15 protein-coding genes are annotated in these 15,574 nt (G+C 65.8%); 12 read left to right on the top strand and 3 right to left on the bottom strand.

Annotated features, from left to right (window positions below; genetic code table 11):
- Window positions 1-245 precede the first annotated feature (245 nt).
- The 6 genes from AC0IXR_RS08315 to AC0IXR_RS08290 all read left to right on the top strand — a co-directional run bounded on the left by AC0IXR_RS08315 (window position 246) and on the right by AC0IXR_RS08290 (window position 7,034).
- On the top strand, window positions 246-1,406 hold the full coding sequence (locus AC0IXR_RS08315; RefSeq protein WP_471760388.1) for a cysteine desulfurase family protein: 1,161 nt from the start codon (window positions 246-248) through the stop codon (window positions 1,404-1,406).
- Window positions 1,407-1,481: 75 nt separating this feature from the next.
- The gene (gene sufB / locus AC0IXR_RS08310; protein ID WP_056423928.1) at window positions 1,482-2,951 is read left to right on the top strand and encodes a Fe-S cluster assembly protein SufB; all 1,470 of its coding nucleotides are present in this window, start codon (window positions 1,482-1,484) and stop codon (window positions 2,949-2,951) included.
- 195 nt (window positions 2,952-3,146) lie between these two features.
- Window positions 3,147-3,899: a Fe-S cluster assembly ATPase SufC gene (sufC, locus tag AC0IXR_RS08305; RefSeq protein WP_056423930.1), complete on the top strand. Its 753-nt coding sequence runs from the start codon at window positions 3,147-3,149 to the stop codon at window positions 3,897-3,899.
- 2 nt (window positions 3,900-3,901) lie between these two features.
- Entirely contained in the window at window positions 3,902-5,224 is a 1,323-nt protein-coding gene (gene sufD, locus AC0IXR_RS08300; protein ID WP_056423931.1) for a Fe-S cluster assembly protein SufD, read from the top strand.
- Window positions 5,225-5,299: 75 nt separating this feature from the next.
- Window positions 5,300-6,544, top strand: coding sequence for a cysteine desulfurase (locus tag AC0IXR_RS08295; protein WP_461223287.1), 1,245 nt, complete (start codon window positions 5,300-5,302; stop codon window positions 6,542-6,544).
- Window positions 6,545-6,653: 109 nt separating this feature from the next.
- Window positions 6,654-7,034 carry an SUF system Fe-S cluster assembly protein gene (locus tag AC0IXR_RS08290; protein ID WP_056423936.1) on the top strand — a complete coding sequence of 127 codons (381 nt, stop codon included), beginning with the start codon at window positions 6,654-6,656 and terminating at the stop codon, window positions 7,032-7,034.
- A 6-nt stretch (window positions 7,035-7,040) separates the two neighbouring features.
- On the opposite strand, the gene AC0IXR_RS08285 is transcribed toward AC0IXR_RS08290, so the two are convergent.
- A complete protein-coding gene (locus AC0IXR_RS08285; protein WP_471760387.1) occupies window positions 7,041-7,622 on the bottom strand; it encodes a Uma2 family endonuclease in 582 nt (193 codons plus the stop codon).
- A gap of 178 nt (window positions 7,623-7,800) precedes the next feature.
- Here AC0IXR_RS08285 and AC0IXR_RS08280 point away from each other — a divergent pair, with 178 nt between their 5' ends.
- A complete protein-coding gene (locus tag AC0IXR_RS08280; protein WP_056423941.1) occupies window positions 7,801-8,178 on the top strand; it encodes a HesB/IscA family protein in 378 nt (125 codons plus the stop codon).
- Between the two features lie 51 nt (window positions 8,179-8,229).
- Here the strand turns inward: AC0IXR_RS08280 and AC0IXR_RS08275 are convergent, their stop codons facing one another.
- Together AC0IXR_RS08275 and AC0IXR_RS08270 are read right to left on the bottom strand one after the other, a co-directional pair.
- Window positions 8,230-9,297 (bottom strand): GGDEF domain-containing protein, encoded by a 1,068-nt coding sequence (locus AC0IXR_RS08275; protein ID WP_207412044.1) that lies wholly within the window; start codon window positions 9,295-9,297, stop codon window positions 8,230-8,232.
- Between the two features lie 117 nt (window positions 9,298-9,414).
- The gene (locus AC0IXR_RS08270; RefSeq protein WP_471760386.1) at window positions 9,415-11,034 is read right to left on the bottom strand and encodes a DEAD/DEAH box helicase; all 1,620 of its coding nucleotides are present in this window, start codon (window positions 11,032-11,034) and stop codon (window positions 9,415-9,417) included.
- A 319-nt stretch (window positions 11,035-11,353) separates the two neighbouring features.
- Here AC0IXR_RS08270 and AC0IXR_RS08265 point away from each other — a divergent pair, with 319 nt between their 5' ends.
- The 5 genes from AC0IXR_RS08265 (at window position 11,354) to AC0IXR_RS08245 (ending at window position 15,435) form a co-directional block, all read left to right on the top strand.
- On the top strand, window positions 11,354-12,856 hold the full coding sequence (locus AC0IXR_RS08265) for an NCS1 family nucleobase:cation symporter-1 (RefSeq protein ID WP_471760385.1): 1,503 nt from the start codon (window positions 11,354-11,356) through the stop codon (window positions 12,854-12,856).
- Between the two features lie 17 nt (window positions 12,857-12,873).
- On the top strand, window positions 12,874-13,602 hold the full coding sequence (locus tag AC0IXR_RS08260) for an aspartate/glutamate racemase family protein (protein WP_311275259.1): 729 nt from the start codon (window positions 12,874-12,876) through the stop codon (window positions 13,600-13,602).
- A 99-nt stretch (window positions 13,603-13,701) separates the two neighbouring features.
- Window positions 13,702-14,313 (top strand): hypothetical protein, encoded by a 612-nt coding sequence (locus tag AC0IXR_RS08255; protein ID WP_471760384.1) that lies wholly within the window; start codon window positions 13,702-13,704, stop codon window positions 14,311-14,313.
- On the top strand, window positions 14,306-14,686 hold the full coding sequence (locus AC0IXR_RS08250) for a transcriptional regulator (protein ID WP_056423950.1): 381 nt from the start codon (window positions 14,306-14,308) through the stop codon (window positions 14,684-14,686). Before AC0IXR_RS08255 ends, AC0IXR_RS08250 begins: the two co-directional genes overlap by 8 nt.
- Before the next feature lie 38 nt (window positions 14,687-14,724).
- On the top strand, window positions 14,725-15,435 hold the full coding sequence (locus tag AC0IXR_RS08245; protein ID WP_471760383.1) for a di-trans,poly-cis-decaprenylcistransferase: 711 nt from the start codon (window positions 14,725-14,727) through the stop codon (window positions 15,433-15,435).
- Window positions 15,436-15,574 lie beyond the last annotated feature (139 nt).

Below are 15,574 nucleotides of genomic sequence, written 5' to 3'. Positions count from 1 at the left end.
CGCCGCTCGCTGAAAGCAACCCATCCTGTCGGCCAACGCGCCTTGACTCGGAGCGCCGCACTCTTAAAAACGCTCTTAGAATAATTCTAGGTGATTAGAATAATTCTAAACTGACTCGTTTCCAGAGACTTGGGATCGGTCGCCCCTCGAGGCTCGGCGCTTGGCGAAGACGTGTGGTGCCGGGGCCTTAGCATGATGACGGGGGGCAAAAGCAAGGAAATGTGGGTTCGGGCCTTGACCAACGCATGACTATTTCGCGCGCCTATCTCGATCACAACGCGACATCTCCGGTTCGTCCGGAGGTGGCGGTAGCGGTCGCGCGCGCGCTGGAACTGCCCGGCAACCCCTCGTCGATCCATCACGAGGGCCGTGCCGCCAAGGCTGCGTTGGAGGCCGCGCGCGACCAGGTCGCCGCCCTGATCGGCGCTGGCCAGAGCAGCGTCATCTTCACCAGCGGCGGCACCGAGGCGGCGAATGCAGTCCTGTCGGGCGCTCTGATCAGGACCGGAGCCGCGGCGCCGACACGTCTCCTGATGAGCGCCACCGAGCATGCCTGCGTCGGGGCGGGACACCGCTTCGCGCCCGGATCGGTGGAGATCGTACCGGTTCACCCCTCCGGCCTGATCGACTTGGCCGCACTGAAGCAGGCCCTGGAGCGAGCGCGCGACGAATCGGTGCTGGTCTCCGTCCATGCGGCCAACAACGAGACCGGCGTGGTCCAGCCCCTCGCCGAGATCGTCGCCCTGGCCAAAGCGCATGGCCGTGCCCTCGTCCATAGCGACGCAGTGCAGGCGGTGGGGAAGATCCCTCTCGATTTTGCGGGGCTCGGCCTCGATGCCCTCACCCTGTCCGGACATAAATTCGCCGCGCCGAAGGGCACCGGCGCGATCGTGCTCGCCGAAGGCGTCGCGCTGGATCGGGCTTTCATCCGGGGCGGCGGCCAGGAATCGCGGCAGCGCTGCGGAACCGAGAACCTGCCGGGTCTCGTCGGCCTCGGCGAAGCGGCGCGGATCGCTCGGGTGCATCTGGCCGGCATCGATGCCGACCTCCGAAACGGGACGGAAGCCGCCCTTCGTCGCATCGCCCCGGATGCCGTCGTCTTCGGGAGCGGTGCGCCAAGGCTCCCCAATACCCTGTGCTTCGCCGTGCCGGGACTCGATGCGGCAACGGCGCTGATGGCGCTGGATCTCGCCGGCATCGCGATCTCGTCCGGATCGGCTTGCTCATCGGGCAAGGTCGGCCGCTCGACCGTTCTGGCCGCCATGGGCGTGAGCCCCGCGCTGGCTGCGGGGGCGCTCCGCGTCAGTTTCGGCTGGAACAGCGCGGAAAGCGACCGCTCACGCTTCCTTACGGCCTTCGAACGGCTGGTGGGGACCCTATATCAACGGCGAGGGCAGGCGGCCTGAAGCGCCGCCCATCCCAAGCCATCCTCTCGCGAAAACCCCCGGCCCTTGACGCCGGTGTAGGTCAGGAGACGTGCAATGCCTGCAGTGCAGGAAACCATCGACCGGGTCCGCTCGATCGACCTCGACCAGTACAAGTACGGGTTCGAGACCACGATCGAGATGGAGAAGTCCGCCAAGGGCATCTCCGAGGACGTGATCCGCTTCATCTCGGCCAAGAAGGACGAGCCCGAATGGATGCTGGCCTGGCGCCTCGACGCCTACAAGCGCTGGCAGACCATGCAGGAGCCCGACTGGGCGCGGGTCTCCTATGACAAAGTCGATTACAAGGACATCTACTACTACGCGGCGCCCAAGCGCCCGGCGGCGATGTCTCTCGACGAGATCGACCCCGAAATCCTGAAGACCTACGAGAAGCTCGGCATTCCCCTGCGCGAGGTCGAGGTGCTGGAGGGCATCGCCCCCGAGCGCCGGGTCGCCGTCGACGCGGTGTTCGACTCGGTCTCGGTGGCCACCACCTTCAAGGCCGAATTGTCGAAGGCCGGCGTGATCTTCATGCCGATCTCGGAAGCCATCCGCGAATACCCGGACCTCGTGCGGAAGTATCTCGGCTCGGTCGTGCCCGTGACCGACAACTTCTTCGCGACCCTGAACTCCGCCGTCTTCTCCGACGGCTCGTTCGTCTACATCCCGCCGGGCGTGCGCTGCCCGATGGAGCTCTCGACCTATTTCCGCATCAACGAGCGCGACACCGGCCAGTTCGAGCGCACGCTGATCATCGCCGACAAGGGCTCATACGTCTCGTATCTCGAGGGCTGCACCGCCCCGAAGCGCGACGACAATCAGCTTCACGCCGCCGTGGTCGAACTCGTCGCTCTCGATGACGCCGAGATCAAGTACTCGACGGTCCAGAACTGGTATCCGGGCGACAACGAGGGCAAGGGCGGCATCTACAACTTCGTCACCAAGCGTGGCGATTGCCGGGGTGCCAACTCGAAGATCTCGTGGACCCAGGTCGAGACCGGCTCGGCGATCACCTGGAAGTACCCGTCCTGCATCCTGCGTGGCGACAATTCCCGTGGCGAGTTCTACTCGATCGCGGTGTCGAACGGCATGCAGCAGGTCGATTCCGGCACCAAGATGATCCATCTCGGCAAGAACACGACGAGCCGGATCATCTCGAAGGGTATCTCGGCGGGCCGTTCGCAGAACACCTATCGGGGCCTCGTCTCGGCGCACCGGAAGGCGACGGGCGCACGCAACTTCACCAACTGCGACTCGCTCCTTATCGGCGACCAGTGCGGCGCGCACACCGTGCCGTATATCGAGTCGAAGAACTCTTCCGCGCAGTTCGAGCACGAGGCCACCACCTCGAAGATCTCGGAAGACCAGATGTTCTACTGCCAGCAGCGCGGCCTCTCCAACGAGGAGGCGACCGCCCTCATCGTCAACGGCTTCGTCCGCGACGTGCTGCAGCAGCTGCCGATGGAGTTCGCCGTGGAGGCCCAGAAGCTGATCTCGATCAGCCTCGAAGGCTCGGTGGGGTAGGGCGGTTTTTCCCTTCTCCCCCCTGCGGGAGAAGGTGGCCCGCGAAGCGGGCCGGATGAGAGGTGCGCGCGACCCGGAGGGGTCGCCCCCTCTTGCGGGACTTCGTACCGATCCGCCCGCTCCGTAGGCACGCCCCTCTCCTCGGATGGGGAAGGGTCGCTCCGCGTTTCAAGTTTTAGAACGGACTTTGCTGCAATGATCGAAATCAAGAACCTGACCGTCGCCATCGAGGACAAGCAGATCCTCAACGGTCTCAACCTCACTGTGAAGGACGGCGAAGTTGCCGCCATCATGGGTCCCAACGGCTCGGGCAAGTCGACCCTGTCCTACGTCATCGCCGGTAAGGAGGATTATGAGGTCCTTGACGGCGAGATCCTGCTCGATGGCGTGAACATCCTAGAGATGAGCCCCGACGAGCGCGCCGCCTCGGGCGTGTTCCTGGCCTTCCAGTACCCGCTGGAAATCCCCGGCGTCGGCACCATGACCTTCCTCAAGGCGACGCTCAACGCCCAGCGCCGAGCGCGCGGCGAGGGTGAGCTCTCCACCCCCGACTTCATCCGCAAGGTGAACGGCGCGGCGGAGAAGCTTGAGATCAACAAGGAGATGCTCAAGCGCGCCCTCAATGTCGGCTTCTCCGGCGGCGAGAAGAAGCGCATGGAGATCCTGCAGATGGCTCTGCTGGAGCCGAAATTCTGCGTGCTCGACGAGACCGATTCCGGCCTCGACATCGACGCCCTTCGCATCGTCTCCGGCGGCGTGAACGCGCTGCGCGCACAAGGCCGCTCGTTCCTCGTCATCACCCACTACCAGCGCCTGCTCGACTACATCGTGCCGGACGTGGTCCACGTGATGTCGCAGGGCCAGATCGTGAAGTCGGGCGACAAGGACCTCGCCAAGGCGCTCGAGGCTTCCGGCTACGCCGAGTACCGCACGGGCGAGGCCGCCTGATCATGGCCGACATCACCCCGCTCCGCACGGCGGCCGAGACCGCACTGTCGAAACTCTTCGAAGCCACGAAGATGAAATACCCCACGGGCGTGTCCATCGCTCGCGAGGAGGCCTTCCGCTATTTCGAGGCGGTGGGCCTGCCGACCCGCCGGGTCGAGGCGTTCAAATACACCGATCTGCGCTCGGCGTTCCGCGATGCCGCTCACCCGGCCGAGATGCCCTCATCCGACACCGCCAAGGCGGCGGTCGAAGAGGCGAAGGGCTTTGCCGGGATCGAGGCCGTGCGCCTCACCTTCGTGAACGGCCACCTGATCGCAGACCAGTCGGATCTCGGCCGCATCCCGGCCGGCATCACCGTGACTCCGCTCAACGAGGCGCTGACCGTTGGGAACGCGCTTCTGGAGAAACTGACGCCCGTTCGTCAGGCCTCCGAGAACCCGATCTACCAGCTCAACACCGCCTTCCTGGCGGATGGCGCGCTGATCAGCGTGGAGGCCGGCGCCAAGGTCGAGACGCCGCTGCACCTGCGCTTCATCGGCACCGGCACGGAAGCCTACTCGACCGCCACCCGCGTGCTGGTGACACTGGGCGAGGGCGCGGAAGCGCTCGTGCTGGAGAGCCATGAGGGGCCGGACGGTATCTCCTACCAGCCCAACGATGCCATGGACGTGGTGGTGGCCGATAACGCCACCTTCCGGCATGCGCGCCTGAACGCGGAGGGCCGCGACGCCGTGGCCTTGTCGACGCTATCCGTGAAGCTCGGGGCCGAGGCCGCGGTGGAAACCGTGAACGTCGTGGTGGGCGCGGTGCTCTCCCGGCATCAGGTCTACCTGAACTTCGCCGGGGCCGATGCCCGCGCGGTGGTGAACGGCGCGGCCATGCTCAACGGCAAGCAACTCGCGGACACCACCTTCCTGGCCGACCATGCCGCCACCGGCGGCGTCAGCCGCGAGCTGTTCAAGACCGTGGTGGATGGCGAGGCCACGGGCGTGTTCCAAGGCAAGATCATCGTCCAGCAGGCGGCCCAGCAGACCGACGGCAAGATGATGTCGGCCTGTCTCATCCTGTCCGACGAGGGCCAGATGATGAACAAGCCCGAGCTCGAGATCTTCGCCGACGACGTCGCCTGCGGTCACGGTGCCACCTGCGGCGCGCTCGATGAAGATCTGCTGTTCTACCTGATGCAGCGCGGACTGCCGAAGGCCCAGGCCGAGAGCCTGCTGGTCCAGGCCTTCCTGGGAGCCGCCATCGAGTCGGTCAGCCACGAGGGCGCGCGAGAGGCTCTGGTCGGAACCGTCGAGGCGTGGCTCGCGGCGCGCGGCTGATCGCATTCCGACAGGCCCCTTCCCCTCGCACCGGGGGGAAGGGTTGCGCGCGCCGGACACCCAACAGGTATCGCCATGAACGCACCCGTCCTGAATACTCCCTACGACGTCGAGGCGATCCGGGCCGAATTCCCGATTCTGGCCCAAAAAGTCTACGGCCGGCCGCTGGTCTATCTCGACAACGCGGCCTCGTCGCAGAAGCCGCGCGCAGTCATCGACGCCATGGTGAATTGCATGGAGACCGGCTACGCCAACGTCCATCGCGGCCTGCATTTCATGGCGAATGCCGCGACCGAAGGGTTCGAAGGCGCGCGCGAGACCACGCGGCAATTCCTCAACGCCGACTCCACCGATGAGATCATCTTCACCCGCAACGCCACGGAAGCCTACAACCTCGTGGCCTCGTCCATGGGGCTACTCGGCCAGATCGGGGAGGGGGACGAGATCATCCTCTCGATCATGGAGCACCATTCCAACATCGTGCCCTGGCACTTTCTGCGCGAGCGGCGCGGTGCGGTGATCAAATGGGCGCCGGTGGACGACGAGGGCAACTTCCTCGTCGAGGAATACGAGAAGCTGTTCACGCCCCGCACCAGGATGGTGGCGATCACCCAGATGTCGAACGTACTCGGCACGGTGACGCCTGCGGCCGAGATCGTCCGCATCGCCCACGCGCACGGGGTGCCGGTGCTCCTCGACGGGGCGCAGAGCGCGGTCCACCAGCCCATCGACGTGAAGGCGCTCGATTGCGACTTCTTCGTCTTCACCGGTCACAAGGTCTACGGACCCACCGGTATCGGCGTGCTCTACGGCAAGAAGGAATGGCTGGAGCGCCTGCCCCCCTATCAGGGTGGCGGCGAGATGATCCGCACGGTGAGCCAGGACGCGATCACCTATAACGATCCGCCGCATCGCTTCGAGGCTGGAACCCCCGCGATCATCGAGGCGGTGGGCCTCGGCGCCGCGTTGGAATTCATGATGGGGGTCGGGCGCGACCGGATCGCGGCGCACGAAGCGTCCCTCCTGGCCTATGCCCAGGAGCGCCTCGGCGCGATGAACTCACTGCGGATGATCGGCACCGCCAAGGGCAAGGGCGGCGTCATCGCCTTCGAGATGAAGGGGGCCCATGCCCACGACATCGCCACGGTGATCGACCGCTACGGCGTCGCCATCCGGGCCGGCACCCATTGCGCCATGCCGTTGCTGACGCGATTCGGCGCGACCTCCACCTGTCGCGCGTCGTTCGGCCTGTATAATACCCGTGACGAAGTGGATGCGCTTGCCGAGGCCTTGGCCAAGGCCGAGATGATGTTCACCTGAGACGAGATCCGGCGGCGAAGCCGCCGCGAGTGCGATTGCGCGCCGCCGCGCCTGCGGCGGTCGTCGCGAGTCGGAGACGATCCGCGGCACTCACCATGAGGACGACACCATGAGCGACGCAGCCATCACCGGAGGGGCCAATACCCCCGCCATCGCCAGCGCCTCGGCGATCCCGCCGGAGGAACTCGACCGCCTGACCGACGATATCGTCGCCGCTTTGAAGAGCGTCTACGATCCCGAGATCCCGGCGGACATCTACGAGCTCGGCCTGATCTACAAGGTCGACATCGCCGATGACCGCACGGTCGCCATCGACATGACCCTGACGGCCCCCGGCTGTCCGGTGGCCGGCGAGATGCCGGGCTGGGTCGAGACGGCGGTCGCCGCCGTGCCGGGTATCCAGTCCTGCAGCGTCACGATGGTGTTCGATCCGCCGTGGGACCAGAGCCGGATGTCCGACGAGGCCCGCGTCGCCCTCGATATGTGGTAGCGCGGTTCAGAGGGGCGGCTCTTCGGCGGCGAGATCCCGGCGCCGCGGGAAGCTCAGCCCGTCATAGATGTCTGGCAGTGCCAATGCGGCACCGATCGCCGGGAGGGCGATGACGGCCTCCACACCTTCGAAGGTGTCTATCTCCCAGGCGTCCCCCTCACGCGCGTAGAGCAAAGCCTGCGGCTTCAGGGTCTCGACGAGGAGGATGTAGGCGAGGGTCGGATGCCGCTTGTATTCTTCCACCTTGCGGGTCTGATCGATGGAGGTGGTTGAGGGCGAAGCCACCTCGACCACCAGCTTCGGCTCCCGCGCCTCGTAGGTATCGGGCACCAGCGTTGCGCACCCGACCATCACGTCTGGACGACGCAAACCTTTGATGCTGGTGCAGATGGCAATATCGGCTCTCATCGGACGGCATGGCTTGCCGCGGAGCTGATTGCCGAGGCTGACGATGATGTTCACCGTCGCCCGGTCGTGCTGCATGCTCGCCCCCGTCATCATCCGGTGCCGCGGCACCGGGTGGCCGTCGACGAGTTCGTAGAGTTCGTCCTGACCGCTTTGCCAATCGAAGAACTCTTCCGGGGTCATGGTCCTCCGCCCCGCGTCCGCCATCGCTCCCTCAGCCTCGCAGTGCGAACGATATCATACCCATGCAGGCCTTGCTGCGTCCCACGGCAGTGGACCGCAGCCTTCGCCATCCTTATCTTAACGGCGTACTGCCATCCTCAACCGCCCGGGCCTTGAACCCGGCTGCCGGAGAGATCTCATGCTCAAGAATTTCAAGGTCCTGTCGCTGACGGATGCGGCGGCGGACCGGATCAAGGCCATCATCGCGGATGCGGACAAGCCGATCGCGGGCCTCCGCGTCGGCGTCAAGAACGGCGGCTGCGCCGGCATGTCCTACACGATGGAATATGCGGAAGGGCGCAACCCCGGCGAGGACATGGTGGAGGATCGCGGGGTGACGGTTTTCGTCGACCCGAAGGCGGTCTTGTTCCTCCTCGGCACCGAGATGGACTTCAAGACGACCAAGCTGTCGTCCCAGTTCGTGTTCAACAACCCGAACCAGACCTCGTCTTGCGGCTGCGGCGAATCCGTCGCGATCACGCCGGCCAATCCTGAAGTGCTGCGCGCCTCGGCCTGAGGCCGGGTTGGCCGGGACGCGAGGGTCCGGCCGGCATAACCGGCTCGGCCTTCATGCGACGGCGGTGAGCACGTCCAAGGCGACGCGGGAATCGTCCACGGTCCGGTTGCGGCCGTCGCGCTTGGCCATGAACATGCATTGGTCGGCGCGTTCGAGGAGCGACACGGCGGTGTCCCCCGGTCGCGAGGTCGCGACCCCGAGGGAGATCGTCACCTTGCCGAGGGACTCTCCCGTGGTCCGCTTCACCAGTTCACGCCCCATCACGCTGGCACGGACCTTCTCGCCGATGGCGACAGCCGCGTTCCGGTCGGTTTCGGGCAGGAGAATCCCGAACTCCTCGCCGCCGAAACGCGCGAGGGTGACGCGAGCCTTCAGGTGCTCGCGCATGACGATGGCGACGAGGCGCAGCACTTGATCGCCCGTGAGGTGGCCATAGACGTCGTTGAAGCGCTTGAAGAAATCGACGTCGATGACGATCAGGCTACAGGGAACCGCCTGGTTCGCCGCGGCCTCGACCATCTTGCGCAGACTCTCCTCGAAATGCTTGCGGTTAGACAGCCCGGTGAGCGGATCGGTGAGGCTCTCCAACCGAGTCGCCTCCAGCGTCTCGCGCAGGGTCTCGATCTCGCTGCGACTCTCGCGCATGCGGGCTTCGAGCGTACGGTTGTTGGCAGTGATCTCCCGGGTCGTCGCCACGAGCGTCGTAACGATCTCACGGACGCGGGCGCGGTTCTGGTCCGAGACGTCGAGATCGCGCGATAACGCCTGAAGTGACGCGCCATACTGCGCGGTCGATCCGAGGGAGAGGTCCATCACCTCCATGATGCCCTCGATTTCGGCCAGCATGTTCGCGTTCATCCGCTCGGTGGCGGCGACGAGACGGCGACTGTCGACATACGTCTCGTAGAGGGAATCCACATCGGAATCGGAGAGGCTGCCATTCTCCGTGGTCAGCCTCTTGATCGCGTCGTTCATCAGCGGCTGGGTGCCGGACACGTAGGCATACCAGACGGAATAGGCCTGGGGGGTCGCCGAGGAGCCGTAATCCCGCATCAGCACGTTGGCGCGGTCGGACAGTGCGAAGGTTCGCTCCCTGTCACCGTAGCTTCCGTGGCTCATCAACCCGCCTGCTTCCCGAACCGGCATTCAGGATGCTGAATGACGAGATGTTCCCGTTACCCCACTGATGGTGGAGATGCAGTTAAAAGGACAGGGAACAATTTGTGGCTCGGCGCGTTAGGTCGACTTTTTGATCACGGCCGGGCGCAGGAGGAAGGCTGGCACATGCTCGCCAAGACCGAGCGGCGTATCGCCATCGTCATCGTCTCGACGACGGGGTGACGGACGGCGTTCGTCGCGGCCGCGGTCCGACGAGCCTCGGCGGGAATCTTGACCGCGTGGATCAGGGTTGCGAGCCTCTTGCGGCGGACGAGAAGGCTCGCGCCGGCGCGGAGCCTGGACGATTGCCTCTGGCGTGGGCGACTCGGCCACAGCATCGACCTGTGCGGGCTCGGAACGCCGCGAGGGCTGGCGCTCGCGTGATGAGCGCCGGCCTTCCGACTTACCATTCTCGGACTTGCCGCTTTCGGACTTGCCGCTTTCGGACTTGCTTCCCTCGGATCTTCCGCCCTCGCCACCGCGTGAGCGCCGAGCGGAATCCCCGCTGCGTCCGCGATGACGTGTGCGGGTCTCTTCCTCGACCACCACCGGCGAGGGCTCGGCCAGGGTGCCGAGATCGCCCTCAGCCCAGGGGATCGGCTGACCGATCAGGCTCTCGATCGCGGTCACCGACCGTTCGTCGGAGCGGGTGACCAGGGTGAAGGCATGCCCGGCGCGACCGGCACGGCCCGTACGCCCGATCCGGTGCACGTAGTCTTCCGGGTGATGCGGCACGTCAAAATTGAAGACGTGGCTCACCGCGGGAATGTCGAGGCCGCGAGCCGCGACGTCGCTCGCAACCAGCAGCGGAACTTCACCGGAGCGGAATCCGTCGAGGGCGACCGTGCGCGCGCGCTGATCCATATCGCCGTGAAGGGCCGCGACGTTGAAACCGTGGCTCGCCAGCGACTTCTGCAGCAGCGCCACGTCGCGCTTGCGGTTGCAGAAGATGATGCCGTTGTTGAGTTCGGCCTCACCGCGGATGAGACGGCGCAGGAGATCGCGCTTCTCGTGCCCCTCCGACCCTGCGGCGACCAATTTCTGCACGATCGTCGTCGCGGTGGAGGCGGGGCGCGCAACCTCGATCCGCTGTGGGTTATGCAGGAACACGTCAGCCAGCCGCTCGATCTCGGGCGGCATCGTCGCGGAGAAGAACAGGGTCTGGCGCGTGAACGGCACCATCTTCACGATGCGCTCGATATCGGGAATGAAGCCCATGTCGAGCATCCGGTCCGCCTCGTCGATGACCAGGAGCTCGACCCCGGTGAGCAGCAGCTTGCCGCGCTCGAAATGGTCGAGCAGGCGGCCCGGTGTCGCGATCAGAACGTCGGCGCCGCGCATGAGCTTGGCATCCTGCTCGGCGAAGGAGACGCCCCCGATGATCAAGGCCACGTTGAGCTTGTGGTTGACGCCGTAGCGGTCGAAATTCTCGACCACCTGGGCCGCGAGTTCGCGGGTCGGCTCAAGGATCAGCGTGCGCGGCATGCGCGCCCGTGCCCGTCCATTCTCGAGCAGGGTGAGCATCGGCAAGGTGAAGGCGGCGGTCTTACCCGTCCCTGTCTGGGCGATACCAAGGACGTCACGGCGCGCCAGAACGTGCGGGATGGCTTGAGCCTGGATCGGTGTCGGGTCCGTGTAGCCCGCGGCCGTGACGGCCTGGAGGACCTTGTCGCTCAATCCGAGGTCGGCAAAAGACATATGCTGATGTGAACCGTTGCGCGCAGGAACTCGTAACGATCCGCGCGGAGAAGATCGTCGTGGGCTAGGCTCCACGGTCCGTTCGAAAAGGGTCGTTCGAATACAGGACCAGCCGCGCACACGCGTTGCGGGACACTTAGAGCCTTGAGGTGTCTTGTCAATCGACCACGGGCAAAGCACCGTCGTTTATCCGGTGCATACGGCGTCCTGCGAACGAGAAGCCGAAGAGTCAGGGGTACTGTCAAGCTGGCACACGCCCTGCTTGAGCGAGCGCCGGTAGGACATGGGCTTCGGCCCTCACGCGAAGGGGGACGAACTCATGTCACATAGCGCCTCGATCACCGAGCCGGCCGCGTCCGGAGGTGCCGTTCCCGATTCCAATGCGGATGTGGTGATCAAACCCGGCTACGACGACCGCCTCACCAACGAGGATCTGGCCCCGCTCAGGAAACAGAGCTGGGGCACCTACAACTTCTTCGCTTTCTGGATGTCGGACGTCCACAGCGTCGGCGGCTACATCACGGCGGGCAGCCTGTTCTCCCTCGGCCTCGTGAGCTGGCAGGTACTGGTCTCGCTGCTCGTCGGCATCCTCATTGTGCAATTCTTCTGCAACCTCGTGGCCAAGCCGAGCCAGGTCACGGGCACACCCTATCCGGTGATCTGCCGGGCCTCCTTCGGCGTGAAGGGCGCCAACATCCCCGCCATCATCCGGGGCCTCATCGCGGTCGCCTGGTACGGCATCCAGACCTACCTCGCCTCCAGCGCCTTCATGATCGTCGCCTTGCGCTTCTATCCTGAGCTGAAGCCCTATGCCGACGTGGCGCAGTTCGGCTTCGCCGGCCTGTCGAGCCTCGGCTGGGCGGCCTTCATGGCCCTTTGGGTGATCCAGGCCCTCGTGTTCTGGCGCGGCATGGAGGCGATCCGCAAATTCATCGATTGGGCCGGCCCCGCCGTCTACGTCGTGATGATCGCCCTGGCGGTCTACCTCGTGGCCAAGGCCGGCGTGGCGAATGTCGGCCTCACGCTGGGCGAGGTGAAGTACCGGGGCTGGGACGCCCTGCCGGTGATGCTCAATGCGGTCGCCCTGGTCGTCTCGTACTTCTCCGGGCCGATGCTGAATTTCGGCGACTTCTCACGCTACGGAAAGTCATTTCCCGCGGTGAAGGCCGGTAATTTCTGGGGCCTGCCGGTGAACTTCATCGGTTTCTCGCTGCTCACCGTCATCACCACCTCTTCGACCTTGCCAGTCTTCGGCCACCTCATCATCGATCCGGTGGAGACGGTGAGTAAGATCGACAACACCTACGCGGTGGTGCTCGGCGCCTTCACCTTCATGACGGCGACGATCGGCATCAACATCGTGGCGAACTTCGTCTCCCCGGCCTTCGATTTCTCGAACGTGGCTCCGCAGCATATCAGCTGGCGCATGGGCGGGATGATCGCGGCCGTGGCCTCGATCTTCATCACTCCGTGGAACCTCTACAACAACCCGGCCGTGATCCATTACACGCTCGACATCCTCGGCGCCTTCATCGGTCCGCTCTTCGGCATCCTGATCGCCGACTTCTTCATCGTGCGGAAGCAGCATGTCGTGGTGGACGACCTCTACACGATGAGCCCGACCGGAACTTACTGGTATGATGGCGGATACAATCGCGCCGCGATCTACAGCGTCATTCCCTCCGCCCTGGTGCCGGTGCTCTGCGCCGTCATCCCGGCCCTGGGAAGCGTGGCGAATTTCAGCTGGTTCATCGGCGTGGCCCTGGGCTTCTCGATCTATGTCGTCCTGATGCGTAAGAGGGCCGCCGCGGCCAAGGCCTGACCGGAGACCGATTCCCTTTGCGCATCCTGCTGATCAACCCCAACACGACCGAAACCGTCACCGATCTGGTCGCCGCGCATGCGCGGCGAGTGGCGGGCGACGCCGTCGAGATCGTCGCGGTCACCGGGCGCTTCGGTGCCCGCTACATCACCAGCCGGGCCGCGTCGGCGATCGCGGCCCATGCCGCCCTCGACGCGCTGGCCGAGCACGCCGAGGGTTGCGACGCGGTCTACCTCGCCTGTTTCGGAGATCCGGGGCTCGGAGGCCTGCGCGAGATATCCCCGCTGCCGGTGGTCGGCATGGCCGAGGCCTCGTGCCTCGCCGCCACGGCGCGGGGAGGGCGCTTCGCCATCGTCACCGGGGGCGCCCTGTGGGGACCGATGCTGGAGGAGTTCGTGGCGGGCATCGGCCTCTCCGACAAGCTCGCCGCCATCCGCACCATCGCCCCCACGGGAGACCGCATCGCACGGGACCCCGAGGCGGCCCTGGCGGATCTGGCCGCCGCCTGCACCACCTGCGCCATCCGCGACGGGGCGGATGTGGTGATCCTCGGCGGAGCGGCGCTTGCCGGCCTCGCCGAACGCATCCAGCCGCATGTGCCGGTGCCCGTCCTATGCTCGGTGGAAGTAGGGACCCGTGCGGTCCTCGCCGCCGCGATCTGCGGCTTGCCGCCGGGCCAGCCGGCGCCGTCCATCGAGAGCATCGGCCTGTCGCCGGCCCTGGCCGAGCGGCTGGCACAGGAGTGACAGAGCTCCGCACCCGCTGATTCCACGTGCCTGACGGCACTTGCGGACAGGCGCAGGATCAGCTTACTTTGCGATACAAAGCTGATCTGGGAGCATCGGATGTCCGATCTCGATAGAGCCCTCGCCGATATCGTGGCGATCCGCGCGCAACTCGCCCGCGGCGACGCGTTCTGCGGGTTCGGGCCCTCCGCCATCGCGGCCACGGGCGTTCTCGCCCTCGGCACCGCCCTGGCGCAGCATGTCTGGCTCGACGACCCGACCGGTCAGCCGCTGCTGTTCCTAGGCGGCTGGATCGCCACCGCCCTGGTCTCCGCCGGCCTGATCGGCGCCGAGATGCGAGCCCGTTCGCGTCGCGACCATGCGGGGCTCACCGACACGGCGATCGTGAACGCGGTGGAGCAGTTCCTGCCCGCCGGCGTGGCGGGCGCCTGCCTCGCCCTGGTCCTGGTACAGGTTTCGCCGGAATCCCTGTGGATGCTGCCGGGGCTGTGGCAGATGCTGGTGAGTCTCGGGCTCTTCGCCTCGGTGCGGTCCCTGCCGAAAGGCGTCGCGCTGCCCGGCACCTGGTACATGGTGGCGGGCCTCGCCGTGCTCATGCTGGCGAGCGCCGACCGCGTCCTCTCACCCTGGACCATGGGACTGCCTTTCGCCGTCGGCCAGTTTCTGATGGCCATGATCCTCTACCGCGCCCGGGAGGACAGTGATGCGTGATGCTCCCTTCGCGTATGACGGCCTCGACCGGGTCATTCACGAGAAGGCCCGGCTCGGCCTCCTCACCTCGCTGATGGCGGCTCCGAAGGGGCTGGCCTTCGGCGACCTTAAGCAACTCTGCGGCCTCACCGACGGTAATCTCAACCGTCACCTCCAGGTGTTGCAGGAGGCCGGCTTCGTCGAGATCAGGAAAGGGCAGGGCAAGAGCCATGGTGGCACCCGACCTCTGACGACCTGCCATCTGACGCCGACCGGCCGGACTCGCTTCCTCGATTACCTCGCCGTCCTCGAACAGGTGGTGCGGGACGCCGCAAAGGCCGCCGAGATGGCGGCCGAGAGCGCGGGCCTCCCCCTCGTCGCGCGTCCGGCCTGACGGCCAGGCTCCGTCTTTTTTTGCCAAGGAACTCTGCGATGCAAAGCGAACAGACGCCCGGCCTGCATGTGGGCATCATCATGGATGGCAACGGACGCTGGGCCTCGGGGCGCGGACTGCCCCGCGCGCTCGGTCACAAGGAAGGCGTCGAGGCGATCCACCGGGTCGTGGAGGCGGCGCCGAAACAAGCCATCGGCACCCTCACCCTTTATGCCTTCTCTTGCGACAACTGGAGACGTCCGGAGGCGGAGGTCTCCGCCCTGATGGGGCTGCTCCGGCTCTACCTGCGCAACGAGATCGCCCGTTTGGTCGAAAGCGGCGTACGTCTCAGCGTGATCGGCCGGCGCGACCGCTTGCCCGAGGGACTCGCCGCCGCCATCGGCCGAGCCGAGGCCGTAACACTCGAGGGGAAAGCCCTGCATCTGCGGATCGCCGTCGATTATTCCGCCCGCGATGCCATTCTCGCCGCCGCGCTCGCCAGCGCCAGCAATCCCGGCATGACCCGCACCACCTTCTCGACCCTGGTGACGGGCGATGCCTGTGTCCCCGAGGTCGATCTCGTGATCCGCACCAGCGGCGAGCAGCGGCTTTCCGATTTCCTGCTCTGGGAGAGCGCCTACGCCGAACTTCACTTCACCCGCCGCCATTGGCCCGATTTCGATGCCGGAGACCTCGAAGACGCTCTCGCCGCCTACCGCAATCGCGACCGCCGCTTCGGAGGGCTGGCTACCGGGTCCGTGGCGGCCTGAAAAGCTGAGCCGACGATTGGCGAGGCAGTGGCCTGAAGGGTCGGGTCAAGGGCTGCCCTTTCCCCCTTCGGCAGGCTGTTTTCCGCGCGATATGATGGTTCGGTCGGCTTGAACCAGGCATAGCTTCGTCCGCGCGCGG

This window comes from Methylobacterium sp. AC832, assembly GCF_979256025.1.
This window is presented reverse-complemented; position numbering and strand designations above follow the sequence as displayed.

Bases quoted from the DNA above. Each gene is read 5' to 3' on its own strand.
- AC0IXR_RS08290 (WP_056423936.1), top strand. From the start codon at position 6,654: ATGAGCGACGCAGCCATCACCGGAGGGGCCAATACCCCCGCCATCGCC.
- AC0IXR_RS08255 (WP_471760384.1), top strand. From the start codon at position 13,702: ATGTCCGATCTCGATAGAGCCCTCGCCGATATCGTGGCGATCCGCGCG.
- AC0IXR_RS08280 (WP_056423941.1), top strand. From the start codon at position 7,801: ATGCTCAAGAATTTCAAGGTCCTGTCGCTGACGGATGCGGCGGCGGAC.
- AC0IXR_RS08285 (WP_471760387.1), bottom strand. From the start codon at position 7,622: ATGACCCCGGAAGAGTTCTTCGATTGGCAAAGCGGTCAGGACGAACTC.
- AC0IXR_RS08295 (WP_461223287.1), top strand. From the start codon at position 5,300: ATGAACGCACCCGTCCTGAATACTCCCTACGACGTCGAGGCGATCCGG.
- AC0IXR_RS08250 (WP_056423950.1), top strand. From the start codon at position 14,306: ATGCGTGATGCTCCCTTCGCGTATGACGGCCTCGACCGGGTCATTCAC.
- AC0IXR_RS08245 (WP_471760383.1), top strand. From the start codon at position 14,725: ATGCAAAGCGAACAGACGCCCGGCCTGCATGTGGGCATCATCATGGAT.
- sufD (WP_056423931.1), top strand. From the start codon at position 3,902: ATGGCCGACATCACCCCGCTCCGCACGGCGGCCGAGACCGCACTGTCG.
- AC0IXR_RS08265 (WP_471760385.1), top strand. From the start codon at position 11,354: ATGTCACATAGCGCCTCGATCACCGAGCCGGCCGCGTCCGGAGGTGCC.
- sufB (WP_056423928.1), top strand. From the start codon at position 1,482: ATGCCTGCAGTGCAGGAAACCATCGACCGGGTCCGCTCGATCGACCTC.
- AC0IXR_RS08270 (WP_471760386.1), bottom strand. From the start codon at position 11,034: ATGTCTTTTGCCGACCTCGGATTGAGCGACAAGGTCCTCCAGGCCGTC.
- sufC (WP_056423930.1), top strand. From the start codon at position 3,147: ATGATCGAAATCAAGAACCTGACCGTCGCCATCGAGGACAAGCAGATC.
- AC0IXR_RS08315 (WP_471760388.1), top strand. From the start codon at position 246: ATGACTATTTCGCGCGCCTATCTCGATCACAACGCGACATCTCCGGTT.
- AC0IXR_RS08275 (WP_207412044.1), bottom strand. From the start codon at position 9,297: ATGAGCCACGGAAGCTACGGTGACAGGGAGCGAACCTTCGCACTGTCC.